This is a genomic window from Kluyvera genomosp. 1, assembly GCF_001266615.1.
Lineage (GTDB): Bacteria > Pseudomonadota > Gammaproteobacteria > Enterobacterales > Enterobacteriaceae > Kluyvera > Kluyvera cryocrescens_A.
Window position 1 is genome coordinate 111602 of record NZ_LGHZ01000038.1, and the last position, 23833, is coordinate 135434.

20 protein-coding genes are annotated in these 23833 nt (G+C 56.3%); 14 read left to right on the forward strand and 6 right to left on the reverse strand.

What is annotated here, in order from left to right; genetic code table 11:
* Nucleotides 1–65: 65 nt before the first annotated feature.
* The gene (gene mdtQ / locus KP80_RS18865) at nt 66–1505 is read left to right on the forward strand and encodes a multidrug resistance outer membrane protein MdtQ (RefSeq protein ID WP_052285287.1); all 1440 of its coding nucleotides are present in this window, start codon (nt 66–68) and stop codon (nt 1503–1505) included.
* Nucleotides 1506–1588: 83 nt separating this feature from the next.
* Here mdtQ and KP80_RS18870 read toward each other — a convergent pair whose 3' ends face one another.
* Nucleotides 1589–2161: a DedA family protein gene (locus KP80_RS18870; protein ID WP_052285173.1), complete on the reverse strand. Its 573-nt coding sequence runs from the start codon at nt 2159–2161 to the stop codon at nt 1589–1591.
* A 154-nt stretch (nt 2162–2315) separates the two neighbouring features.
* Here KP80_RS18870 and KP80_RS18875 point away from each other — a divergent pair, with 154 nt between their 5' ends.
* Both KP80_RS18875 and pbpG read left to right on the forward strand, forming a co-directional pair.
* Nucleotides 2316–2903 carry a Yip1 family protein gene (locus KP80_RS18875; protein ID WP_052285174.1) on the forward strand — a complete coding sequence of 196 codons (588 nt, stop codon included), beginning with the start codon at nt 2316–2318 and terminating at the stop codon, nt 2901–2903.
* 178 nt (nt 2904–3081) lie between these two features.
* Nucleotides 3082–4035, forward strand: a complete 954-nt coding sequence (gene pbpG / locus KP80_RS18880; protein WP_052285175.1) for a D-alanyl-D-alanine endopeptidase — start codon at nt 3082–3084, stop codon at nt 4033–4035.
* A 123-nt stretch (nt 4036–4158) separates the two neighbouring features.
* Here pbpG and KP80_RS18885 read toward each other — a convergent pair whose 3' ends face one another.
* Nucleotides 4159–4713 carry a GNAT family N-acetyltransferase gene (locus tag KP80_RS18885; protein ID WP_052285176.1) on the reverse strand — a complete coding sequence of 185 codons (555 nt, stop codon included), beginning with the start codon at nt 4711–4713 and terminating at the stop codon, nt 4159–4161.
* 88 nt (nt 4714–4801) lie between these two features.
* Nucleotides 4802–6523 (reverse strand): D-lactate dehydrogenase, encoded by a 1722-nt coding sequence (gene dld, locus KP80_RS18890; protein WP_052285177.1) that lies wholly within the window; start codon nt 6521–6523, stop codon nt 4802–4804.
* Nucleotides 6524–6726: 203 nt separating this feature from the next.
* Here dld and bglX point away from each other — a divergent pair, with 203 nt between their 5' ends.
* The 8 genes from bglX to KP80_RS18930 all read left to right on the forward strand — a co-directional run bounded on the left by bglX (nt 6727) and on the right by KP80_RS18930 (nt 17534).
* Complete coding sequence (bglX, locus tag KP80_RS18895; RefSeq protein WP_052285178.1) at nt 6727–9024, forward strand: beta-glucosidase BglX; 2298 nt, start codon at nt 6727–6729, stop codon at nt 9022–9024.
* Between the two features lie 405 nt (nt 9025–9429).
* Nucleotides 9430–10770 carry a glycoside hydrolase family 28 protein gene (locus KP80_RS18900; RefSeq protein ID WP_052285179.1) on the forward strand — a complete coding sequence of 447 codons (1341 nt, stop codon included), beginning with the start codon at nt 9430–9432 and terminating at the stop codon, nt 10768–10770.
* A gap of 62 nt (nt 10771–10832) precedes the next feature.
* Nucleotides 10833–12392 carry an MFS transporter gene (locus KP80_RS18905; protein WP_052285180.1) on the forward strand — a complete coding sequence of 520 codons (1560 nt, stop codon included), beginning with the start codon at nt 10833–10835 and terminating at the stop codon, nt 12390–12392.
* A 90-nt stretch (nt 12393–12482) separates the two neighbouring features.
* Nucleotides 12483–13718, forward strand: a complete 1236-nt coding sequence (locus KP80_RS18910) for an MFS transporter (protein WP_052285181.1) — start codon at nt 12483–12485, stop codon at nt 13716–13718.
* 70 nt (nt 13719–13788) lie between these two features.
* Nucleotides 13789–14706 carry an ABC transporter substrate-binding protein gene (locus KP80_RS18915; protein WP_052285182.1) on the forward strand — a complete coding sequence of 306 codons (918 nt, stop codon included), beginning with the start codon at nt 13789–13791 and terminating at the stop codon, nt 14704–14706.
* A 12-nt stretch (nt 14707–14718) separates the two neighbouring features.
* Nucleotides 14719–15873 carry an ABC transporter permease gene (locus KP80_RS18920; protein ID WP_052285183.1) on the forward strand — a complete coding sequence of 385 codons (1155 nt, stop codon included), beginning with the start codon at nt 14719–14721 and terminating at the stop codon, nt 15871–15873.
* Nucleotides 15866–16813 carry an ABC transporter ATP-binding protein gene (locus tag KP80_RS18925; RefSeq protein WP_052285185.1) on the forward strand — a complete coding sequence of 316 codons (948 nt, stop codon included), beginning with the start codon at nt 15866–15868 and terminating at the stop codon, nt 16811–16813. Before KP80_RS18920 ends, KP80_RS18925 begins: the two co-directional genes overlap by 8 nt.
* A complete protein-coding gene (locus KP80_RS18930) occupies nt 16797–17534 on the forward strand; it encodes an ABC transporter permease (RefSeq protein ID WP_052285187.1) in 738 nt (245 codons plus the stop codon). Before KP80_RS18925 ends, KP80_RS18930 begins: the two co-directional genes overlap by 17 nt.
* Here KP80_RS18930 and KP80_RS22700 read toward each other — a convergent pair.
* The gene (locus KP80_RS22700) at nt 17509–17622 is read right to left on the reverse strand and encodes a protein YohO (protein WP_072129168.1); all 114 of its coding nucleotides are present in this window, start codon (nt 17620–17622) and stop codon (nt 17509–17511) included. The genes KP80_RS18930 and KP80_RS22700 overlap by 26 nt on opposite strands.
* A gap of 59 nt (nt 17623–17681) precedes the next feature.
* Complete coding sequence (locus KP80_RS18935) at nt 17682–18401, reverse strand: MerR family transcriptional regulator (RefSeq protein WP_052285188.1); 720 nt, start codon at nt 18399–18401, stop codon at nt 17682–17684.
* Nucleotides 18402–18610: 209 nt separating this feature from the next.
* Between KP80_RS18935 and KP80_RS18940 the strand changes: the two genes are divergently transcribed.
* The 3 genes from KP80_RS18940 (at nt 18611) to KP80_RS18950 (ending at nt 21586) form a co-directional block, all read left to right on the forward strand.
* The gene (locus KP80_RS18940) at nt 18611–20296 is read left to right on the forward strand and encodes a sensor histidine kinase (RefSeq protein ID WP_052285190.1); all 1686 of its coding nucleotides are present in this window, start codon (nt 18611–18613) and stop codon (nt 20294–20296) included.
* Nucleotides 20293–21012: a two-component system response regulator BtsR gene (gene btsR / locus KP80_RS18945; protein ID WP_052285191.1), complete on the forward strand. Its 720-nt coding sequence runs from the start codon at nt 20293–20295 to the stop codon at nt 21010–21012. The genes KP80_RS18940 and btsR overlap by 4 nt, the downstream gene beginning before the upstream one ends.
* A 106-nt stretch (nt 21013–21118) precedes the next feature.
* Entirely contained in the window at nt 21119–21586 is a 468-nt protein-coding gene (locus KP80_RS18950; RefSeq protein WP_052285288.1) for a DUF1456 family protein, read from the forward strand.
* Nucleotides 21587–21675: 89 nt separating this feature from the next.
* On the opposite strand, the gene metG is transcribed toward KP80_RS18950, so the two are convergent.
* Nucleotides 21676–23712, reverse strand: coding sequence for a methionine--tRNA ligase (gene metG / locus KP80_RS18955; RefSeq protein ID WP_052285192.1), 2037 nt, complete (start codon nt 23710–23712; stop codon nt 21676–21678).
* Nucleotides 23713–23833 lie beyond the last annotated feature (121 nt).

A 23833-nucleotide genomic window follows, 5' to 3' on the forward strand; every position in this document is an offset into this window, starting at 1 on the left:
TTACTTAAGAGATTTGCTTCATCTAAATTATGATCACACCCTTATTTTGTAACCTGACCGATGATATGAATCTCACTGTGAAAAAAAGCGTGCTGTCTGGTTTGCCCCTGCTCATCGCGCTGGCTGGCTGTGCACCCTCGCACGATATTGGCTCTCCTGCAAAACAGCAGGTTCCGGCCTCAACTGTCTCAACCGACCTTCCTGCGGCGGTACAGCACGGCTGGCCACAGAGTCACTGGTGGCAGGATTATCATGACCCGCAGCTCAATAGCTTAGTGAGCCGCGCACTGGCTAATTCACCGGATATGCAGATTGCCGATCAGCGCATCAAGCTGGCGGAAGCCCAGGCGAGAATGTCGCAGGCAAACCTCGGCCCGGAAGTTGATTTTGGCGCCAGCGTTGAGCGGCAAAAAATGTCGGCAGAGGGCCTGATGGGGCCTTTCGCCACCGATACCGACGGTAACACGGGTCCCTGGTACACTAATGGGACGTTCGGTTTAACGGCCGGTTGGGATCTTGACCTGTGGGGCAAGAACCGGGCTCTGGTTCAGGCGCGTATTGGTGAAGTTAAAGCGCAGTTGGCCGAACAGGCACAAACTCGAGAACTGCTATCCAGCAGCGTGGCGCGTCTGTACTGGCAGTGGCAGACCGAGGCGGCAATCCAGGATGTTCTCCAGCAGATTAAAAATGAGCAGAATAATATTGTCACCGTGGATACCGCGCTGCTCGAACATGGTATCACCAACTCGGCGGAAGGGGCGGAGAACGATATCAACGTCAGCAAAACCGATGAGCAGCTGGCGGATGTCGCTGGCAACATGAAAGAGATTGAAGCCCGGTTGATGGCGTTGACCAACAGCCAGAGCCAGTCGCTGAATTTGCGCAAAACGGCACTGCCTGCCGTCGCCAGCAAAATGCCGACAACGTTAGGTTATGAGCTGCTGGCGCGTCGTCCTGATTTGCAGGAGGCGCATTGGTATATCGAGGCGTCACTGAGCGAAATCGACGCGGCGAAAGCGGCATTTTATCCGGATATCAACCTGATGGCCTTCCTGCAGCAGGATGCGTTGCACTTAAGCGATTTGTTCCGCCACTCGGCGCAGCAGATGGGCGTCACCGCAGGCTTAACGCTGCCAATCTTTGATAGCGGCCGTCTCAACGCCAACCTGGATATTGCCAGCGCGCAGAACAATCTTTCCATTGCCAAATACAACAAAGCGGTGGTCGATGCGGTTAATCAGGTGGCGAAAACCGCAAGCCAGGTGGAAACGCTGATGGCGAAAAACCAGCAGCAGGCACAGGTTGAAAAAGATGTGCAGCGGGTGGTCAATCTGGCGCAGCAGCGCAAGAATGCCGGGATTATTTCGGGGGCAAAAGTGAGCGTGGCGAAACTGCCGGCGCTGCAGGAGCGAATTAGCGCAATCCGTCTTCACGGCCAGTGGATTGACGCCAGCATTCAGCTGACCTCCGCGCTGGGCGGTGGCTACCACATCACCGACAAATAATTGATACAGTGAATATTGCCCTTCCGTTTATACGGCGGAAGGGCATCTCCGCAACATCTCAAAACGCTTTTCCGCGATTTTTGTTATTCCTGCGGCTTTCTCGCTTCCCGCCGCTTCAGCCACCAGCGCAGTGCAATCACCAGGACAACGGCCAGCGCCAGCCAAATCAAATGCTTCAGGTGTTTGTCCAGATGATGGAGCCATGGGCCGATCGCTTCGCCGCCAAGATAGCCGAGCGTGGTAAACAGCAGCGCCCAGATAAGCGCCCCGACAATATTGAGTGGCAGGAAAATTTTCGGCGGCAGGCCGCTGGCGCCAATCAGCAACGGGCCGATTACCCGAAAACCATACATAAAGCGCGTGCCGATAACGAACAGGTAAGGATGGCTCTTAATTAAGCGTTGCGCCTTGCGAATTCGCGCCTGATGGCGTGAGAAACGCTTAAGTAACCGTCCGCCAAACCGCCGCCCAAGTAGGTACAGCAGCTGATCGCCAATCATGCCGCCCAGCGCTACCGAAATCACCACCAGTGGAAATTTCAACAGACCCTGATGTGCCGCCACGCCGCCGAGCAGCGTAATTGTCTCGCCTTCTGCCATGCTGCCGATAATCAGCGCAGCGTAGCCATAGTGGGAAATCAGGTTATTGATATCCATGCAAACACATACTCCTTACAACGTCATTCCCTTAATGATACACCCTGATGAGCAGGCTGCGGCTGCGTCTATTTTTCACGTTGTACATAAAATAATCCATTAGCGTGAATTATACTTACAGCAACGTGGTACGAAGCCGTGCAGAGGAGGCGTTATGAACCATGTATGGGGACTTTTCTCCCACCCTGACAAAGAAATGCATATTATCCGTAGCGAGAACGAAACCGTTTCTCACCACTATGTGCATCACGTACTGATCATGGCGGCCATTCCGGTCATCTGTGCTTTCATTGGTACCACCCAGCTTGGCTGGAACTTTGGCGATGGCAATGTCGTCAGGCTTTCGGTCATGACCGGGCTGGGAATGGCAGTGCTGTTCTACGCCTTAATGCTGGCGGGCGTCGCGGTGATGGGCCGGGTTATCTGGTGGATGGCGCGTCACTATGCTAATAGACCGTCGCTCAAGCGCTGTATGGTGTTTGCCGGCTATGTGGCAACGCCTATCTTCCTGAGCGGTATCGTTGCGCTGTATCCGCTGGTTTGGCTGTGTGCGCTGGTCGGTACGGTGGCGCTGTTTTACACCGGCTATCTGCTTTACGTCGGCATCCCAACCTTCCTCAACATTGACCGGGAAGAAGGGCTGAGCTTTGCCAGTTCGACGCTGGCAATCGGCGTGCTGGTGCTGGAAGTGCTGCTGGCGCTGACCGTTGTGCTGTGGGGCTACGGCTACCGTCTGTTCTGATGTCTTAACTCATTGCTGGCGTGGATATAATCACGCCAGCAATGCAGCATTTATTCACTATTCTTTACTGGTAGATTCCGCGCACTCCGCGCTATGATGAGCTATTCCGCTTCGTAACCGTTTGGTGCGAAGCGGTTGTCTATCATAATGTGCATAAATAACCGCCAGAATACTCACCATGCAGAAATTTCGTGTTTCCCTGCTCAGCCTTGCTTTAGTGCTGGCTGTGCCTTTTGCGCCTCAGGCGAGTGCAAAAACGGCCGTCTCTGCCGTGGCCTCGCAGCCGGATATTGCCTCCGGTAGCGCAATGATTGTCGATCTGAATACTAATAAAGTCATTTATTCAAACCAGCCGGATCTCGTGCGCCCGATGGCCTCGATAACCAAGCTGATGACGGCGATGGTGGTGCTGGATGCGCATTTACCGCTGGATGAAGTGCTGACGGTTGATATCAGCCACACGCCGGAAATGAAGGGAATTTATTCGCGCGTACGTTTGAACAGTCAGATCAGCCGTAAAAATATGCTGCTGCTGGCGCTGATGTCTTCTGAAAACCGCGCGGCGGCAAGCCTGGCCCACCATTATCCAGGCGGTTATGACGCGTTTATTCGTGCAATGAATGCGAAAGCCAAAGCGCTGGGCATGACCCGTACCCGCTACGTCGAGCCAACGGGGCTGTCGATTCACAACGTGTCGACCGCGCGTGATCTGACGAAACTGCTGATTGCCACCAAACAGTATCCGCTGATTGGCCAGTTGAGCACGACGAAAGAAGATACTGCGACCTTTGCCCATCCGGCTTACACGCTGCCATTCCGCAATACCAATCATCTGGTGTACCGCGATAACTGGAGTATTCAGTTGACCAAAACCGGCTTTACCAATGCTGCCGGTCACTGTTTGGTGATGCGCACCGTGATGAACAATCGCCCGGTGGCGATGGTGGTGATGGATGCGTTTGGCAAATATACCCACTTCGCCGACGCCAGTCGTCTGCGCACGTGGGTGGAGACCGGGAAAGTGATGCCGGTTCCGGCGGCGGCGCTGAGCTATAAAAAGCAAAAAGAAGCCCAGGTGGAAGGCGATATCGCCAGGGCCCAGCGTAGCGGGCAGACCACCCAGGAAGATTAGTCCTTGAAACATTCAGGTTAGATCAAGGCGGCAATTGAACGAATCCCAGGCGCGTACATAAGGACGTGACTGGGGGGAGTAAAGGCCGCCAATGCCGAGATAGCTTGAATGATAACGTGTAGATTATTCCGGCAACGTCCAGTCACCGTCATTGAGTGGGCGTTGCATGATCACCGTATCTCGCCAGTCTCCTAGCTTATAGCCGACGCTGCGCAGCTGTCCCACCACTTCAAATCCATGTTTCTTATGCAGGCGCAACGAGCCGGTATTGTTATTGCCGTCGCCAATCACCGCCAGCATTTGTCGCCACGGCCCTTTTTCGCATATCGCAATCAGCGCGGCGAGCAGGTGGCTGCCGATACCGTGCGCGGTCATGTCGGTATCGACATAGATAGATTCTTCAAGGGTATAGCGATAGGCCGGACGAGGGCGATAGGGGCTGGCATAGCAATAGCCGGCAATCTCGCCGCGGTAGAGCGCCACCAGCCAGGGCAAACCCTGTTGCTGGATGTGACTCATTCGTTGACGCATCTCGTCAATGGAAGGGGGGACTTCTTCAAACGAGGCGCGTCCGTTGAGGACATGCCAGGCGTACAGCGCCGCAATGGCCTGAACATCGTCGGCTCTGGCGTCGCGGATTTCAATATCGGCGTCGCAGGCGACATCAAGCGTGGACATTCTCGAATTCCTTGTAGTGACAAACGCGTTTGGGGCGTAAGCCCGGAGCGCAAAAATAACGCGCCCGGCTTACGCCTGCTTGACGATATTATGCGTCAGTTTTCTCACCCCAGTATTTCAGTTTACTGGTTTTACCAATACCCGGATTCATACTGTTGGTCGGGTCGTTTTCGTGATAATGACGTTTGAGATTATCATCCGCTTCGTACAGATGTCCCACGTTATGTTCCGCCGGGTACTGCGCGCCGCGCGCACGCAACAGTTCCAGCATTTGTTCTTTCAATTCGTGCGGATCGACGCCTTTTTTGACGATGTAATCCTGGTGGAATACGTGGCACATAAAGTGGCCGTAGTAGAGTTTATGCACCAGCTTGCTGTCGATCTCCGCCGGTAAATGCTCAAACCACTCGGTGTCATTACGGCGCAGCGCAATGTCGAGTGCCAGAATATCTTCCACGTCATCCGCGTGAACCGCCTGATAGCGAATCGCCGCACCCGCCGCCGCGAAGCGGTGCAGGAAGGCTTTGCTGCCTTCTTCCGGCGTACAGGCGAAGAAGTCACCCTCCGCTTGCTTAAAGTATTCAGTCAGCCAGTTTTGCGCTTCTTGAATGCCGTCACCGGACATTTTCAGCAGCAGGTGGTGCTCGTATTTATCGCGCCAGGTTTTCATGCGCTCCGGCAGGTGCGCAGGGAAAACGTGCCCCAGCTTTTGCATAAAGCGGTCGGTGAAGTGCGGTTTAAACAGCGACACTTTTTCCAGCATCGCATCGGTACGCCCTTTCATGGTGAAGAAGAACGGCATCTTGTCGGTGCCGAGCTTGTCGATCATGAGGAAAGTATCTTTGCCGTATTGTTCAGCAATATCGTAGATATCGCGGTGCATATATTCACCCGCGACCGGCAGATTGTTGAATTCCGCCAGGATGTGGCGGCGAATTTCGGTCAGCACGTCCGGCTGATTGGTGCCGATGTAGAAAACCTGCTGGCTTTTTTCTGCCGGGAAGGTGTCGAGGCGTACGGCAAATACCGTCAGCTTGCCTGCACAGCCAGAGGACTCAAACAGACGATCCGGGTCGGCGTTGTAGCGCGCTGGGGTGTCGGCGTTCACATCGCGCACGCGATTGACGTAGTCGTGGTCGTGCGCATGACGGCCGTCGTGCTGCACGTCGCTATCCTTCACGCGCTCATCGTCGAGCTTGCTCAAGATCTGCTCCGGCGTTTCGCCCAGATCGATCCCCAGATGGTTGACCAGCTTCAGCTTGCCCTGTTCATCAATGCGCGCAAACAGCGACATTTCGGTATAGGCGGGGCCACGCTGAACCAGCGAACCACCGGAGTTATTGCAAATGCCGCCGATAACCGACGCGCCGATGCAGGAAGAACCGATCACTGAATGCGGCTCGCGACCAAACGGCTTCAGCGCTTTTTCCAGCGAATAGAGGGTGGTGCCCGGCCAGGCCAGGACCTGCTCGCCTTTATCCAACAGGTGCAGTTTGTCGAGTCGCAGGGTGCTGATGATGACGATTTCACGGTCATAGTCGTTGCCGCTTGGCGTGGAGCCTTCGGTCAGACCGGTGTTGGCGGCCTGCATCAGAATAATTTTGTCCGCCGCCACGCAGGCGCTCAGGACGCGCCAAAGCTCCAGCAGCGTGCCGGGAAAGACCACGGCGAGGGCGTCGCCGTGACCAGAACGAAAGCCTTTGCGATAGCGGGCGGTTTTAGCGGGGTCGGTCAGCAGGTGAGCGTGACCAACCAGGCGGGAGAGTTCGTTAATCAACGCGTTATTATCGATTGAAGTTTGAGAAGACATTCTCCACTCCTTGTGGTGGGACGAATTTTTTTTCGTTTCTAAGAATAGCGCTTTGTATGATCATTTGGTGAGTGAATGTTTCTAAAAATCAGAGAATAAACCTTAGCTTTCTGTACCGGGGTCATTTAAGTTTATGGCAAACTGCGGTTTTTCATCGACTCTCGCCGCCTAAACCGGCACGCACTCAAAGAGACTATAAGAATATGAAATGGCTATTATCTGTAAGCGTCGCCGTGAGCCTGGCGCTACAACCCGCTCTGGCTGAGGATCTGTTCGGCAATCATCCGCTGACGCCGCAGGCGCGGGACGCCTTCGTGAGCGAACTGCTGAAGAAGATGACCGTCGATGAAAAAATTGGTCAGCTGCGACTGATTAGCGTCGGTCCGGATAACCCGAAAGAAGCTATCCGCGAGATGATCAAAGACGGCCAGGTGGGGGCTATTTTTAACACCGTCACCCGCCAGGATATCCGCGCGATGCAAGATCAGGTGATGTCGCTTAGCCGCCTGAAAATCCCGCTGTTCTTTGCCTATGACGTGGTGCACGGTCAACGCACCGTGTTTCCGATTAGCCTCGGTTTAGCCTCGACGTTTAACCTTGATGCGGTGAAAACCGTTGGCCGCGTGTCGGCCTACGAAGCGGCTGATGATGGTCTGAACATGACCTGGGCGCCAATGGTGGATGTCTCGCGCGATCCGCGCTGGGGCCGCGCCTCAGAAGGGTTTGGTGAAGACACCTATTTAACCTCCATCATGGGTGAGACCATGGTGAAAGCGATGCAGGGTAAAAGCCCGGCGGATCGCTACTCGGTGATGACCAGCGTCAAGCACTTTGCCGCCTACGGCGCGGTGGAGGGCGGTAAAGAATACAACACTGTCGATATGAGTTCGCAGCGGCTGTTTAACGACTATATGCCACCGTACAAAGCTGGGCTGGATGCGGGCAGCGGTGCGGTGATGATCGGCCTGAACTCGCTTAACGGCACGCCGGCAACCTCCGACGCGTGGCTGCTGAAAGATGTGCTGCGTAACCAGTGGGGCTTTAAAGGCATTACCGTCTCCGATCACGGGGCCATTAAAGAGCTTATCAAGCACGGCGTCGCGGCCGACCCGGAAGATGCCGTACGCGTGGCGCTGAAGTCCGGTATTGATATGAGCATGAGCGACGAGTACTACAGCAAGTACCTGCCGGGGCTGGTGAAATCCGGCAAGATAACCATGGCAGAGCTGGATGACGCGACGCGTCACGTGCTGAACGTGAAATACGATATGGGGCTGTTTAACGACCCGTATAGCCATCTTGGGCCGAAAGATTCTGACCCGCAGGATACCAATGCGGAAAGCCGCCTGCATCGTACCGAAGCCCGTGAAGTGGCGCGCCAAAGCCTGGTGCTGCTGAAAAACCGTCTGGAAACCTTACCGCTGAAGAAAGACGCGACCGTTGCCGTTGTGGGTCCACTGGCGGATAGCCAGCGTGACGTAATGGGTAGTTGGTCGGCTGCGGGCGTGGCCGGGCAGTCGGTCACCGTGCTGAGCGGCATCAAAAATGTGATGGCCGGGCAGGGTAAAGTGGTGTACGCCAAAGGCGCGAATGCCACCAATGACAAAGGCATCGTGGACTTCCTGAACCTGTACGAAGAGGCGGTGAAAATCGACCCGCGCTCGCCGCAGGCGATGATTGATGAAGCGGTCAACGCGGCCAAACAATCTGACGTGGTGGTGGCGGTTGTCGGCGAAGCGCAGGGCATGGCCCATGAGGCGTCCAGCCGTACCGAGCTCTCTATTCCTAAGAGCCAGCAGGATCTGATCGCTGCGCTGAAAGCTACCGGTAAGCCGCTGGTGCTGGTGCTGATGAACGGCCGTCCGCTGACGCTGGTGAAAGAAGATCAGCAGGCGGATGCCATTCTGGAAACCTGGTTTGCCGGTACTGAAGGCGGCAACGCCATCGCTGACGTGCTGTTTGGTGACTACAACCCGTCCGGTAAGCTGCCGATGTCCTTCCCACGCTCCGTGGGGCAGATCCCGCAGTACTACAGCCATCTCAACACCGGTCGTCCGTACAACGCTGACAAGCCGAACAAATACACGTCGCGCTACTTTGATGAAGCCAACGGCCCGCTGTATCCGTTTGGCTATGGTCTGAGCTACACCACCTTCAGCGTCTCTGATGTGAAAATGTCGGCACCGACCATGAAGGCAGACGGCAAGGTAACCGCCAGCGTGCAGGTGACCAACACCGGCAAACGTGAAGGGGCGACGGTCATTCAGATGTACCTGCAGGACGTGACTGCCTCGATGAGCCGTCCGGTGAAACAGCTGAAAGGCTTTGAGAAAGTCAGTCTGAAACCGGGCGAAACCCAGACAGTCAGCTTCCCGATTGACGAAAGCCAGCTGAAGTTCTGGAACCAGCAGATGAAGTACGCCGCAGAGCCGGGCAAATTTAATGTCTTTATCGGCGTGGATTCTGCTCGCGTGAAGCAAGGCGAATTCGAACTGCAGTAAGTTTTGCCCAATGCCTCAAACCGCACTGAGTCATCCCCTCTTCCCGCCGGGAGAGGGGTAGCGGTTGTTGAACTCTCTCCCTGTTGGGGAGAGGGTGAGGGAGGCAACCCCCCAATCCCAATCCTCACGCTACTTTGTGAACCTCATCACGATTTTTGTCTCTACGGCGTAGAATCTGCGCTAAATAGCCTGTTTTTTATCCGCTAAATCGCAAGTGACGTGATTGATATCACGACTTAAACCCCGTGCATGTCACCGATTTGTGCGCCAGTTCAAACGCGACCCCACCGTGTGAGAACAGGCGTGATGCCTTTCACTAATACGTAAAAAAGCCCACATCTGCCCGACGAGAGAATCCGGGAATCCGCGTTAAATGCAGCTATCTCAATATCAGCAGGTAGCGACATGAAGATTTCACTGCATAACACCTCTCTGGACCGTAGCGGCAAAACGCCGCTGACCGCGCAGCTGCAACAGTTGATTGATGAAATCGATCGCGCAGGTGGTGGCACGCTGGTGGTGCCGCCGGGAGACTGGATGACCGGCACGTTGGTTCTGCCGTCAAATTTCACTTTGCATCTGGAGGCCGGGGCGCGCTTACTGGCCAGCCCGCACGTCGCTGATTACCCGGCTGAGCTGACGCAAACCGTCGCCGAACTCTCGCGGATGGCGCTAATTTATGCCCGCCATGCGCACCACATTACGTTGAGTGGAGCAGGTAGCCTGGTTGGAGGGGCGAGTGCCTGGTTCTCTGCCAGCGCCGATGATCAGGGCTATCGCCAGCCGAAAACCATGCGCCCGCGCATGCTGGTACTGGAAGGCTGCCAGCAGGTACGGGTTCGTGATATCACCATCAGCGATTCGCCAATGTGGACAGCGCACCTGGTGAGCTGTAATCAGGTGTTTATCCAGAATCTCACCATCGATAACGACCTGGCGCTGTCCAATACCGACGCGCTGGATATCGACAGCTGCCAGCACGTCCATATCAGCGACAGCTATTTCAGCGCCGCCGACGACGGTATCTGCATCAAAACCACCCGCAAGCCGGAAGGTTTACAGCAGGCCACTCGCCACGTGGTGGTCAACAACTGCCTGATTCGTTCGAAAAGCTGCGCCATCAAAGTCGGGACAGAAACCTTCGCCGATATCAGCCATATCGCGGTACATAACTGCTCGATTTTTGAATCTAACCGCGGCATTGGCCTGGTCTCGCGTGATGGCGGTCAGTTCAGCCAGTTTATCTTCAGCAATATTCTCTTCGATTGCCGCCACGGCCATCCGTGCCACTGGGGCAAAGCCGACCCGGTATTTATCTCGGTACGCCATCGCGACCCGCAAATTCAGCCGGGCAGGATAGAGGACATCACCTTCAGCCAGCTCTCCGGCGTGGGGGAGGGGGCAATTAACCTGCACAGCGAAACGCCGGGCGATATTCGTCACGTGACCTTCAATTCGCTCTCTTTACAGCAGTTGGCTGGGCTATCCGACGAACAGGGCTACTACGACATTCGTCCACCGTGTAACCCGGCAAGCCCAACCGGCATGGGGCTGGATAACGCCTATCGCGTTAATCCGCAAACCGGCCGCGCCTGGGGCGTTGAAGGATATCCGGGAGGGCTGCCCGCGTTGTACGCCAACGGCGTTTGGGGGCTGACGCTCAACGATGTGCGTATCCGTCGGCCACAGCCGCTGCCATCGAGCTGGAGTGTTAACGCTATCGTGCAGGAAAACGCCGACGCCTGAATCTATTTGATGCTGGCGCGGCGAAGCACCGCGCCGTTCTTTACTGTTCAAGGGGATGGAAAATGATAAAAAAAGTGCGGGAGATAAAACTCCACAACTACATCTGCTTTGGTATGGCAGATGTGATTGGTTCGGGCGCGTTTACTCTGGTGAGCGCCTGGCTGCTGTTCTTCCTGACCACCTTCTGCGGCCTGACGCCGATTGAAGCCGGCTCGCTGTTCGCCGTGGCGCGTATTGTCGATGTGATCATGTGCCCGCTGATGGGCTACATTTCCGATAATTTCCACAAAACGCGTCTGGGTCGCCGATTTGGTCGTCGCCGTTTCTTCCTGCTGCTGAGTATCCCTCTGGTGACGGTCTACAGCCTGCTGTGGGTGCAGGGCTTTGGCTACAGGACCTATCTGCTGGCCTATATTTTGTTCGAAATCGTCTACTCGATGATCATGATCCCTTACGACACCCTGTCGGCGGAGATGACTTCGGACTTCACGAAACGCTCGAAGCTCACCAGCGCCCGTATGTACATTGCCCAGTTCGCCGGTTTTACCGCGGCCTTCCTGCCGGGGCGACTGCTGGCGTATTTCGGCTCTGACTCGGCTATCTCCTTTTTCTACGCCGGGGCCATTTTCACTGTTGCCTTCATGATCGTGCTGTTTTTTGTCTACTTCGGCACCTGGGAACGCTCGCTCGAAGAGATTGAGCTCAGCGAGCGCAGCATTGTGCATGAAGAGAAGCAGCCGCTGGCGAAGCGCCTGTTCGATATTTACTACGACTTCGTTTCAACGCTGAAAATTAAAACTTTCCGTTCGCACCTGGGCATGTATCTGGGTGGTTCGGTAGCACAGGATATTTTCAACTCGGTCTTTACCTATTTTGTGGTGTTCGCATTGGCAACATCGTCAGTTGTCGCCAGTAACCTGCTCAGTGTGATTAACGGCCTGCAGTTCTTTGGCGTCGGCGTGGCGACGTGGTTGACCCTGCGCTACTCCCCATCCCGCGCGTTTGCGACCCAGGCGCTGATGGCGCTGATGGCGTTTGTGTTGTTTGCGGTGACCTACCTCAACGGATCCACCAGTATGGCGATGCTGTACCTGGCGGCGGGCGTTGCAGGCCTTGCGCGCGGCGGTATCTATTCCATTCCATGGAACAACTACACCTTCGTGGCTGACGTGGATGAAATCCTTACCTGCAGCCGTCGTGAAGGGATCTTCGCCGGCTTTATGAGCCTGCTGCGTAAAGCCTCTCAGGCGCTGTCTATCTTCCTCGTCGGCGTCGCGCTGCAGATGTCCGGTTTTGTGACCGGCCATACCAGTCAGCCTGAGTCGGCTATCAACATGATCCTCGCCATCATGATTATTCTGCCAGTGGCGCTCACCCTGTGGGGCATCTGGTCGGCCTTCCAGTTCAAAGTGAACAGCCGGACTCACGCCGTGCTCAACGAGGAAGTGGCGCGTCTGAAACAGGGCGGCAGCAAAGCCACCGTCACGGCCGAAACCAAAGAAATTATCGAAAGCCTGACCGGTATGCCGTATGAGCAGTGCTGGGGTGACAATACCGTCGGTCACGTTAATCGCAGCCTGCTGAAAGCCAAGCAGCATCAGGTTCAACTGCATAACGCATAAGCTTTTCCTGACGCTGGCGTCGGGATGATTTTTGCACTGTGTTCTCCCGGGCAAGCAACGCGACCCCGGGACTTTTTTTGGATAACGGACATGACTGACAGGACTTTATACATTCAGCAGGGGATTTGGGCGCGCCTCGGTTTGCCACGTGAGCTGGCCTGGGGTTTTATCGGCGTTTTTCTGTTTATCACCGGCGCGACCATTGAACAGAGCTGGCTGGCGTCACTACTTCAACAGCGCGGCCTTGATGCCGTGCACATTAGCCTGCTGTCATCGGTGTTCGGTCTGTGCGTCGCCGCCATCTCGTGGTTCTCTGGTATTGGCGCGGGCGTACTGGGCGTGCGTCGGTTGATGTGGCTGGCGACCGTGCTCTATTTTCTTGGATCGATACCGTTCATTTTTGTCGCCTTGCCGGACGGCAACTACCCGATGATGATGGTGAGCTACGCGATTCGCGGCATGGCCTACCCGCTGTTTGCCTACTCGTTTCTGGTGTGGATTAACCAGCGCTGCGAGGCGCGTATTCTGGGTCGCGCTGTCTCCTGGTTCTGGATTGCTTTTGGTGTTGGGATGACTATCGTTGGGCCGTGGTTTTCGGGATACATGATCCCGCGCGTAGGCGAGACCACCACGCTACTATCAGGTTTTCTCTTCGTGCTGGCCGGGTGCGGGTGCGCGCTGGTTCTCAACCGCGACAGGCCGCACTGGCAGCGGGATGTGGCGATAGGCCCGGCGCTGGCGGAAGGGATTACCGTGCTGGCGCGTGAGCCGAAAATGCGCCTTGCGGTGGTGGTGAAAACCATCAACGACATTGGCAAATTCTCGCTGGTCATTCTGATGCCGGTCTATCTGCCGCGGTTTGGTTTTAGCATTGAGGAGTGGCTGACGATTTGGGGGCTGGTCAATGTGGTGAATATATTCGCCAACTACTTCTTCGGCTGGCTGGGCGACATGATTGGCTGGCGCAACACGGTGGCGTGGTTCGCCGGGACGTTGTGTGGGCTGTCGGCGCTGGCAGTGTGCTATGCGCCGGTGCTGTTTGGCCATAGCAGTACGGCGCTGGTTATCGCGCTGGCGATTTACGCCATCGGCCTCGGTGCGTTTGGCCCACTCAGCGCGCTGATTCCCTCGCTGCTGCCGGAGAACAAAGGGGCGGCGATCTCCTGCCTGAATTTAGGTTCCGGGCTGAGTAATTTTGTCGGCCCGCTTATCGTCACGCTGTGCGTGAATCCGCTGGGCGTAGAGGGGACGCTGTGGGTGATTGCGCTGCTGTACTTCGCCGCCAGCGTGCTGACTCTCCCATTAAAAATGCCAGAAAACAGCTAATTGGCGAAAAATCGTCTACGCTTTTTGCTCAAGCGCCGTTTTTTATTGAGCGCCAATAAGAGGAAAGCGTATGACGATTTTACGGGGATGGAGCGGCCCGCTGGTGTTGCTGGCGGCGGTCAGCCTGCCGTTGCAGGCCGCCGAGCCGGTGAAAGTGGGCTCGAAAATAGACACCGAAGGGGCGCTGCTGGGCAATATCATTTTGCAGGTGCTGGAAAGCCACGGCGTTAAAACCGTCAATAAAGTGCAGCTCGGGACCACGCCGGTAGTGCGCGGTGCGATTACCTCCGGCGAGCTGGATATCTATCCGGAATACACCGGTAATGGCGCGTTTTTCTTCAAAGATGAAAACGACCCCGCGTGGAAAAATGCCCAGGCTGGCTATGAGAAAGTGAAAAAGCTGGATGCGGAGAAAAATCATCTGGTTTGGCTGACGCCGGCACCGGCCAACAACACCTGGACCATCGCCGTGCGTAAAGACGTGGCGGAAAAGGATAAACTGACGTCGCTTGCCGATCTGAGCCGTTACCTGAAAGACGGCGGCACCTTCAAGTTGGCGGCTTCAGCTGAATTTATCGAACGCGCCGATGCGCTACCCGCCTTTGAAAAAGCCTACGATTTCAAACTGAGCCAGGATCAACTGCTGTCGCTGGCAGGTGGCGATACGGCGGTGACCATCAAAGCCGCCGCTCAGCAAACTTCCGGGGTGAATGCGGCGATGGCCTACGGTACCGATGGTCCAGTGGCAGCGCTGGGGCTGCAAACCCTGAGCGATCCGAAAGGCGTACAGCCCATTTATGCGCCAACGCCGGTGGTGCGTGAAGCGGTGCTGAAAGCCTACCCGGATCTTGACCAGTGGCTGAAGCCGGTCTTTGCCAGCCTTGACGAGAAGACCCTGCAAACGCTGAACGCGAAGATCGCGGTCGAAGGGTTGGATGCCAAAAGCGTCGCCGCAGGCTATCTGAAGCAAAAAGGGTGGGCGAAGTAATCGGTTATTCGCGTGCCTGACTGTCAAAACCGCGTGGTGGCGCTGCTGGCGCTGATATTGCTGGCCGCCGCCGCGCTGCCGTTCGTCAATTTTGCCCCGAACCGTCTGGTCTCGGGCGACGGCCTGTGGCTGTGGCAGGTGTGGTCCTTCCCGCCGCTGGCGCTGTTGCCGATCCCGCTGCTATTTATGGCCTTATGCTATTTGCCCGGACGCGCCGCAAGCCTACTTATCCTGCTGCTGGCGCAGGTTGGCTTCACTCTATTGCTGTGGCTTGGCGGCGAAGCGGCGCATCGGCTGGCAGAAACCAGCAGCCCACTGGCACGTACCTCACCCGGCAGTGGGCTGTGGCTGTCGCTGCTGCTCATGCTGCTTATCTGTAGCGATGCCATACGCCGTCTTACCGCTCATGCTCTCTGGCGCTGGCTGCTGAATGTCCAGTTGTGGCTGCTGCCGTGCTGGCTGCTGTGGAGCGGGGCGCTCGATGGGCTCTCGCTGCTCAAAGAGTACGCCAACCGCCAGGAGACATTTGATGATGCGCTGCATCAGCATCTGACGCTCTTGTGGGGCACGCTGCTGCCGGGCCTGATACTGGGTATTCCGCTGGGGCTTTGGTGCTGGCGGCATCCAGGGCGGCAGTCGAGCGTGTTCACGGTGCTCAATATTATTCAAACCATTCCGTCGGTGGCGCTGTTTGGCGTGCTAATTGCGCCGCTGGCGGGGCTGGTCCAGCATTTTCCGTGGCTGTCGACGCTTGGCATCGCGGGCACCGGCCTGACGCCGGCGCTGATCGCGCTGGTGCTTTATGCGCTGTTGCCATTAGTGCGCGGAGTGGTCGCCGGTATGCAGCAGGTGTCGCCTCAGGTGCTGGAGAGCGCGGCGGCGATGGGCATGGGCCGTGGGCAGACTTTTTTCCGCGTCCAGCTCCCGTTAGCCTTGCCGGTACTGCTGCGCAGTCTGCGGGTGGTGGTGGTACAGACGGTAGGCATGGCGGTGGTCGCCGCGCTGATTGGTGCCGGAGGGTTTGGCGCGCTGGTATTCCAGGGACTTTTAAGCAGCGCCCTGGATCTGGTGCTTTTGGGCGTGATCCCAGTGATCGCCCTGGCGGTGCTGGCGGATGCGCTGTTTAGCCTCGTTATGGCCTTAATGAAAGGAGAAGCCGGTGATTGAATTTATGCAGGTGAATAAATCCTTCGCCGCTCATCCGGCGGTGAAAAACCTCTCGCTACGGCTGGAGGAGGGCGCATTTTCGGTGTTGATTGGCACTTCCGGTTCCGGAAAGTCCACCACGCTCAAGATGATTAACCGCCTGGTGGAACCCGATAGCGGCACCATCCGTTTTGCCGGGCAGGATATCCGCGAACAGCCGCTGCTGGCGCTGCGTCGGCGGATGGGTTACGCCATTCAATCAATAGGCCTGTTCCCCCACTGGACGGTGGCGCAAAACATCGCCACCGTACCGCAGCTGTTGAAGTGGCCGAAGGCGAAGATTAATGCGCGGGTTGATGAGCTGATGGCGCTGCTGGATTTAGACTCTTCACTGCGTGCGCGTTATCCGCATCAGCTGTCCGGAGGCCAGCAGCAGCGCGTCGGTGTGGCGCGCGCGCTGGCGGGAGACCCAGAAGTACTGCTGATGGATGAGCCTTTTGGCGCGCTGGATCCGGTCACTCGCGGGGCACTCCAGCAGGAGATGCGTCGAATCCATCAGCTGTTGGGCCGCACCATCGTATTGGTGACGCACGATATTGATGAAGCGTTGCGGCTGGCGGATAACCTTATTCTGATGGATGGCGGTGAAGTGGTGCAACAGGGCACGCCACTGGAGATGCTCAGTATGCCGGGCAGCGAGTTTGCCCGTAACTTCTTTGGTCGTAGTGAACTCGGAGTACGCTTGCTGTCGTTACGTCAGGTGGCCGATTACGCCCGGCCCGGTGAACATGCCGAGGGTGAACCGCTGGCCGCGACCTTATCGCTGCGCGATGCGCTTTCCGGATTTATGGCCCAGCGCCAGACGGTTCTTCCGGTAGCGGATAGCGCCGGAAACGTGATGGGTACGCTGCACTTTGCCGATTTACTGCGTGAGGAGCCTGGCGATGCGCGCGTTTCGTGATCCGCTTTTATGGCTGCTGGTTCTGTTTGCCGCACTGCTGATTGGCCTGCCGCACAGCGAGCCGCTGTTCCACGCACTGTTTCCCGAGCAGCCGCGCCCGCTTTATCAACAGGCGGGCTTTTTCGCTCTCACGTTGGCGCATGCTGAACTGGTAGGGATTTCCAGCCTGCTGGCGGTGGTGATAGGGATTAGCGCAGGGGTTTTCGTCACGCGTCCGGCCGGGCGAGAGTTTCGTCCGCTGGTAGAGACGCTAGCGGCGATGGGGCAAACCTTTCCTCCGGTAGCCGTGCTGGCCATGGCGGTTCCGGTGATGGGTTTTGGCGAGAAACCGGCGATTATCGCGCTGATACTGTACGGTATTTTACCGGTGCTTCAGGGGACGTTGGCCGGACTGGCGGCGGTCCCTGCGGCGGCGGTTACCGTGGCAGAAGGGATGGGCATGACCGGCTGGCAAAGACTGTGGAAAGTGGAGCTGCCACTGGCGGCACCGGTCATTGTGGCCGGGGTACGTACGTCGGTCATCGTTAATATCGGGACGGCGACTATTGCATCAACGGTCGGGGCGAATACGCTGGGCACGCCAATCATCATCGGCCTGAGCGGATTTAATACGGCCTACGTGGTGCAGGGGGCAATGTTGGTGGCGCTGGCGGCGATTATCGTCGACCGCGCCTTTGAGCGGCTTAGCCTAAGGCTCAGCCGACACCGCCACGCACAATAAATGAATAGCCGGCGAGCATAACGCCACCGATGCCGCTAATGGCCATAAAGGCGAAAAGCACGATGGCGGCGAGTTTAGCTGACTTCATGGTGTACTCCTTTTGTTAATCAAAAGATTATACCGCGAAGCCAGGCTGTTAACGAACGATTAATTTGCGGGTAAGGCGAAGGCCGCACCGTCTTCCTGCCAGCGCGCCAGCTGCTGCTGTTGCAGGGTATTGGGCGCCGAGCCGCACCACACCAGCAGCGTTTGGCCAGGAAACAGCTCCGGCTGAATCTGGCTGAGCGAGTGGGCGAGAACGTCCACGCGCCAGCCTTGTTCACAGGCGACCCAGCCTTCCAGCCATAAACGCGTCAAATCAGTGACGTTCCAGCCGACTACCAATGCCTGCGGCCCCGATTTGCGTCGGGCGGCGGAAAGACTCAGCGCGATATCGTTAATTAATACACCGTCGAGCAGACCCAGCAGCGTATGCAACGGCAGCTGCGCACTTTGCAGGCGCAGGCGTAGCGGCGTGAAGAGATTATCGACAAGGGTTCGTGCACTGTCGGTGCGGCGCAGTTCTTTGACCCACTGACGCAGATGGTTGAGATTGCCGTTGCGCAGATCGCGTAGCGCTATCTCCTGCTGTTCTCGCCAGCCGTCCGGCTGTTCGCAGAGCAGGTTTTTCACTTTGCTCACCTGCACGCCGGTTTCTATCCAGCGCTGAATTTCGCGGATGCGGTCGATATCCGCATCGTTAAACAGCCGATGGCCACCGTCGGTACGCTGCGGTTTGAGCAGCGCGTACCGTCGTTGCCAGGCGCGGAGCGTTACCGGGTTGATATCACAAAGCTGTGCCACTTCACCAATCGTATAAAGCGCCATCGTTCCTCCGGCATGCGTTCCCCCGTTTAACTTTAGACCGGGATTGCCGCGCCGGCCTGCTGCGGTCGTTTTTTATCCATTCCATTTACTTTGCGAATAGATAAAATGTGATCGGTAGCATTTTTTGCACTTTTTTTGCCAGGTTTCAAAGAAAGTTATGCCAACTATGTGTATGTTACGCAGTTTTATTTCTCCTGTGGTGATCGGGTATGTACGAGTTTAATCTGGTGTTGCTGCTGCTTCAGCAGATGTGCGTGTTCCTGGTTATCGCCTGGCTGATGAGCAAAACGCGGCTGTTTATCCCGCTGATGCAGGTCACCGTGCGCCTGCCGCACAAGCTGCTGTGTTACGTCACTTTCTCGATTTTCTGTATTCTCGGTACCTATTTCGGTCTACACATTGAAGACTCAATCGCCAACACCCGTGCGATTGGCGCCGTCATGGGCGGCCTGCTGGGTGGTCCGGTGGTTGGCGGTTTAGTCGGCTTTACCGGCGGCCTACATCGTTATTCGATGGGGGGAATGACCGCGCTGAGCTGCATGATCTCCACCATGGTGGAAGGGCTGCTCGGCGGGCTGGTGCACAGTATTCTGATTCGCCGTGGTCGCCCGGATAAAGTGTTTAGCCCATGGACCGCAGGGGCGATTACCCTGGTCGCCGAGCTGGTGCAGATGCTGATTATTTTGCTGATTGCCCGCCCGTTTGAAGATGCGCTGCATCTGGTGCAAAGCATCGCCGCGCCGATGATGGTCACCAACACGGTTGGTGCCGCGCTGTTTATGCGCATTTTGTTGGATAAGCGGGCGATGTTTGAGAAATACACTTCGGCATTCTCGGCCACGGCGCTGAAGCTGGCGGCCTCGACTGAAGGTATATTGCGAAAAGGCTTTAACGAAGAGAACAGCATGAAGGTGGCGCAGGTGCTGATTCAGGAGCTGGATATCGGTGCGGTGGCAATAACCGACAGGGAAAAGCTGCTCGCCTTTACCGGCATCGGTGAAGATCATCATCTGCCCGGTAAGCCCATTTCATCGCGCTATACGCAAAAAACCATTGAGACCGGTGAAGTGGTCTACGCCGACGGCAATGAAGTGCCGTATCGCTGCTCCATTCATCCGAACTGTAAACTGGGCTCGACGCTGGTGATCCCGCTGCGCGGTGAAAACCAACGTGTCATTGGCACCATCAAGCTGTATGAGGCCAAAAACCGCCTGTTCAGCTCCATCAACCGTACGCTGGGCGAGGGGATTGCACAACTGCTGTCGGCGCAAATTCTGGCGGGGCAATATGAACGGCAAAAAGCGCTGCTGACGCAGTCGGAAATTAAGCTGTTGCATGCCCAGGTGAATCCACACTTTCTGTTTAACGCCCTCAATACCCTAAAGGCGGTGATCCGCCGCGATAGCGAACAGGCGAGCCAGCTGGTGCAGTATCTGTCGACGTTTTTCCGCAAGAATCTCAAACGGCCATCGGAGATAGTGACGCTGGCGGATGAAATCGAACATGTGAATGCCTATCTGCAGATCGAGAAAGCGCGTTTTCAGTCTCGCCTCGTGGTGCATATGGACATTCCCGATGCGCTTTCAGGCCAGCAGCTACCGGCCTTTACGCTGCAGCCGATTGTCGAAAACGCCATCAAACATGGCACTTCCCAACTTCTGGAGGTGGGGGAAATCACCCTGCGCGCCAGTCGTCAAGGGTGCCATCTGGTGCTGGATATTGAAGATAACGCCGGGCTATATCAACCCAATACTCAGGCCAGCGGCCTGGGGATGAGTCTGGTCGATAAGCGCCTGAAAATGCGCTTTGGCGATGAGTGTGGGATTGCCGTTGCCTGCGAACCGGACCGTTTCACCCGTGTCACCTTACGGTTACCTCTGGAGGAGAACGCATGATAAAAGTGCTGATTGTCGATGACGAACCCCTGGCGCGGGAGAACCTGCGCGTGCTGCTGCAGGCCTATGACGATCTGGAGATCGTCGGCGAGTGCGCTAACGCGGTGGAGGCCATCGGTGCGGTACATAAGCTGCGTCCGGACGTGCTGTTTCTCGACATCCAGATGCCGCGTATCAGCGGGCTGGAGATGGTGGGGATGCTCGACCCAGAGCATCGGCCCTATATTGTGTTCCTGACCGCATTTGATGAGTACGCGGTGAAGGCGTTTGAAGAGCACGCCTTCGACTACCTGCTGAAGCCTATCGAAGAGAAGCGCTTAGAGAAAACGTTGATGCGTTTACGCCAGGAGCGGTCGGTACAGGACGTGTCGGTGCTGGGGGAAAACCAGCAGGCGCTGAAGTTTATCCCCTGTACCGGACACAGCCGAATTTATCTGCTGCAGATGGATGATGTGGCCTTTGTCAGTAGTCGCTTGAGCGGCGTGTATGTGACCAGCGGAGAGGGCAAAGAGGGCTTTACCGAGCTGACGCTGCGCACGCTGGAAAGCCGAACGCCGTTGATTCGCTGCCATCGTCAGCATCTGGTGAACATGGCGCATCTGAAAGAAATTCGTCTTGAAGATAACGGCCAGGCCGAATTGCTGCTGCGTAACGGGCAGACCGTGCCGGTAAGCCGCCGCTATTTAAAGACCCTGAAGGAGGCGCTGGGGCTGTAATTCGTGTATACTCGTCGCGCTTCAATTTGCAGCGGCGTTGGCTGCAACTCGAATCGCTTAGAGTATGAATTTACCCACCGCATTTTTCATTACCACCGAAGGCACTATGGTCAGTAACGATATTTTACGCAGCATCCGCTACATCCTGAAAATGAACAACAACGATTTGGTGCGTATTTTCGCGCTGGGCGAAGCCGAAGTGACCGCAGAACAGCTGGTTCCGTGGCTGCGCAAAGAGGATGAAGAGGGCTTTGTTCGCTGCCCGGATATTCTGCTGTCGTGTTTCCTGAATGGTCTGATTTATGAGAAACGTGGCCGCGATGAGTCCGCGCCAGCGCTGGCGGTCGATCGCCGGATCAACAACAACATCATGCTGAAAAAACTGCGTATCGCGTTTGCCCTGAAAACCGATGATATTCTGGCTGTCATGACCCAGCAGCAGTTCCGTATCTCGATGCCGGAAATCACCGCCATGATGCGTGCCCCTGAGCATAAAAACTTCCGCGAATGCGGCGACCAGTTCCTGCGCTATTTCCTGCGTGGCCTGGCGGTACGCGAGCACGCGGCAAAGTAATTTCCTGATGTGCTGCGGGTGAATGCCAGGCGTTTGCTCCGGTTTCACCCAATAAAAAACGCTGCCGAAGCAGCGTTTTTTTATGCGGATTATTTCACCTGCTGACCCGGCTGTGCGCCGTCGTCAGGGCTAAGCAGGAAGATATCCTTACCACCAGGGCCTGCAGCCATCACCATCCCTTCCGAGATGCCAAAGCGCATTTTACGCGGCGCCAGGTTCGCCACCATCACGGTCAGACGGCCAATCAGCGGCTGCGGGTCCGGATACGCGGAACGGATGCCGGAGAAGACGTTACGCTTCTCACCGCCCAGATCCAGCGTCAGACGCAGCAGCTTGTCGGAGCCTTCCACGAATTCAGCATTTTCAATCAGCGCCACGCGCAGGTCGATTTTAGCGAAATCGTCAAACGTGACGGTTTCCTGAATCGGGTCGTCCGCCAGCGGGCCGGTCACCGGGGTGCTGTTCAACGCTTTCACTTCTTCCTTCGAGGCTTCCACCAGCGCTTCAACCTGCTTCATGTCGATGCGGTTATACAGCGCTTTGAAGGTATTGATTTTGTGGCCGACCAGCGGCTGGTTGATAGCATCCCAGCTCAGCTCGGTATTGAGGAAGGCTTCAGTACGCGCCGCCAGTTCTGGCAATACCGGCTTCAGCCAGGTCATCAGTACGCGGAACATGTTCAGACCCATGGTACAGATAGCCTGCAGATCGGCGTCGCGGCCTTCCTGTTTTGCTACGACCCAAGGTGCCTGCTCATCAACGTAGCGGTTTGCCACGTCGGCCAGCGCCATGATTTCACGGATAGCTTTACCAAATTCGCGACTGTCCCACGCTTCGCCAATGCTTGCTGCTGCATCGGTGAAGGTTTTGTACAGCGCTGGGTCGGCCAGCTCAGATGAAAGCACGCCGTCGAAACGCTTAGCGATAAAGCCGGCGTTACGGGAGGCCAGGTTCACCACTTTGTTGACGATGTCCGCGTTCACGCGCTGAACGAAATCTTCCAGGTTCAGGTCGATATCATCGATACGTGAAGACAGTTTGGCGGTGTAGTAGTAGCGCAGGCTGTCGGAGTCGAAGTGCTTCAGCCAGGTGCTGGCTTTAATGAAGGTTCCGCGAGACTTGGACATCTTCGCCCCGTTCACCGTCACATAGCCGTGAACGAACAGGTTGGTTGGCTTACGGAAGTTGCTGCCTTCCAGCATTGCCGGCCAGAACAGGCTGTGGAAGTAGACGATATCTTTACCGATAAAGTGATACAGCTCGGCGGTGGAGTCTTTCTTCCAGTATTCATCAAAGCTGGTCGTGTCACCGCGTTTGTCGCACAGGTTCTTGAAGGAGCCCATGTAGCCGATTGGCGCATCCAGCCAGACGTAGAAATATTTACCCGGCGCATTCGGGATTTCGAAGCCGAAGTATGGCGCATCGCGGGAGATATCCCACTGCTGCAGGCCGGATTCAAACCATTCCTGCATTTTGTTCGCCACCTGCTCCTGCAGCGCGCCGCTGCGGGTCCATGCCTGCAGCATTTCGCTAAAGGACGGCAGGTCAAAGAAGAAGTGCTCAGATTCACGCATCACCGGCGTTGCACCAGACACCACGGATTTCGGTTCGATAAGCTCGGTTGGGCTGTAGGTTGCGCCACACACTTCGCAGTTATCGCCGTACTGATCCGGGGATTTACATTTCGGGCAGGTGCCTTTAACGAAACGGTCCGGCAGGAACATGCCTTTTTCCGGATCGTACAGCTGAGAGATGGTGCGGTTTTTGATAAAACCGTTCTCTTTCAGGCGGCCATAGATAAGCTCAGACAGCTCGCGGTTCTCGTCGCTGTGCGTCGAGTGGTAGTTGTCGTAGCTGATGTTAAAGCCTGAAAAATCAGTCTGATGCTCCTGACTCATTTCGGCAATCATCTGCTCCGGCGTGATACCTAACTGCTGTGCTTTCAGCATGATAGGGGTGCCGTGGGCGTCGTCCGCGCAGATGAAGTTGACCTGGTGGCCGCGCATTCGCTGGTAACGGACCCAGACATCAGCCTGGATGTGCTCCAGCATATGGCCGAGGTGGATAGAGCCGTTTGCGTACGGCAGTGCGCACGTTACCAGAATTTTCTTCGCGACTTGAGTCATAGTGGGTATTACTTCTTCTGTTGCAAAAAGGGCTTTTGATATTACCAAAAGGGTAGTGGGTGCGCCATATATGGATGCCCGTTAGCTGTGGTAGACTTAGTCGTACTGAAAGCAAATATAC

What these genes read in the sequence shown, in the direction of transcription:
- KP80_RS18900 (WP_052285179.1), top strand. Translation starts at nt 9,430, where the DNA reads ATGAAGATTTCACTGCATAACACCTCTCTGGACCGTAGCGGCAAAACG.
- dld (WP_052285177.1), bottom strand. Translation starts at nt 6,523, where the DNA reads ATGTCTTCTCAAACTTCAATCGATAATAACGCGTTGATTAACGAACTC.
- KP80_RS18930 (WP_052285187.1), top strand. Translation starts at nt 16,797, where the DNA reads ATGCGCGCGTTTCGTGATCCGCTTTTATGGCTGCTGGTTCTGTTTGCC.
- KP80_RS22700 (WP_072129168.1), bottom strand. Translation starts at nt 17,622, where the DNA reads ATGAAGTCAGCTAAACTCGCCGCCATCGTGCTTTTCGCCTTTATGGCC.
- KP80_RS18950 (WP_052285288.1), top strand. Translation starts at nt 21,119, where the DNA reads ATGGTCAGTAACGATATTTTACGCAGCATCCGCTACATCCTGAAAATG.
- bglX (WP_052285178.1), top strand. Translation starts at nt 6,727, where the DNA reads ATGAAATGGCTATTATCTGTAAGCGTCGCCGTGAGCCTGGCGCTACAA.
- KP80_RS18915 (WP_052285182.1), top strand. Translation starts at nt 13,789, where the DNA reads ATGACGATTTTACGGGGATGGAGCGGCCCGCTGGTGTTGCTGGCGGCG.
- KP80_RS18870 (WP_052285173.1), bottom strand. Translation starts at nt 2,161, where the DNA reads ATGGATATCAATAACCTGATTTCCCACTATGGCTACGCTGCGCTGATT.
- KP80_RS18940 (WP_052285190.1), top strand. Translation starts at nt 18,611, where the DNA reads ATGTACGAGTTTAATCTGGTGTTGCTGCTGCTTCAGCAGATGTGCGTG.
- KP80_RS18935 (WP_052285188.1), bottom strand. Translation starts at nt 18,401, where the DNA reads ATGGCGCTTTATACGATTGGTGAAGTGGCACAGCTTTGTGATATCAAC.
- KP80_RS18905 (WP_052285180.1), top strand. Translation starts at nt 10,833, where the DNA reads ATGATAAAAAAAGTGCGGGAGATAAAACTCCACAACTACATCTGCTTT.
- metG (WP_052285192.1), bottom strand. Translation starts at nt 23,712, where the DNA reads ATGACTCAAGTCGCGAAGAAAATTCTGGTAACGTGCGCACTGCCGTAC.
- mdtQ (WP_052285287.1), top strand. Translation starts at nt 66, where the DNA reads ATGAATCTCACTGTGAAAAAAAGCGTGCTGTCTGGTTTGCCCCTGCTC.
- btsR (WP_052285191.1), top strand. Translation starts at nt 20,293, where the DNA reads ATGATAAAAGTGCTGATTGTCGATGACGAACCCCTGGCGCGGGAGAAC.
- pbpG (WP_052285175.1), top strand. Translation starts at nt 3,082, where the DNA reads ATGCAGAAATTTCGTGTTTCCCTGCTCAGCCTTGCTTTAGTGCTGGCT.
- KP80_RS18910 (WP_052285181.1), top strand. Translation starts at nt 12,483, where the DNA reads ATGACTGACAGGACTTTATACATTCAGCAGGGGATTTGGGCGCGCCTC.
- KP80_RS18885 (WP_052285176.1), bottom strand. Translation starts at nt 4,713, where the DNA reads ATGTCCACGCTTGATGTCGCCTGCGACGCCGATATTGAAATCCGCGAC.
- KP80_RS18875 (WP_052285174.1), top strand. Translation starts at nt 2,316, where the DNA reads ATGAACCATGTATGGGGACTTTTCTCCCACCCTGACAAAGAAATGCAT.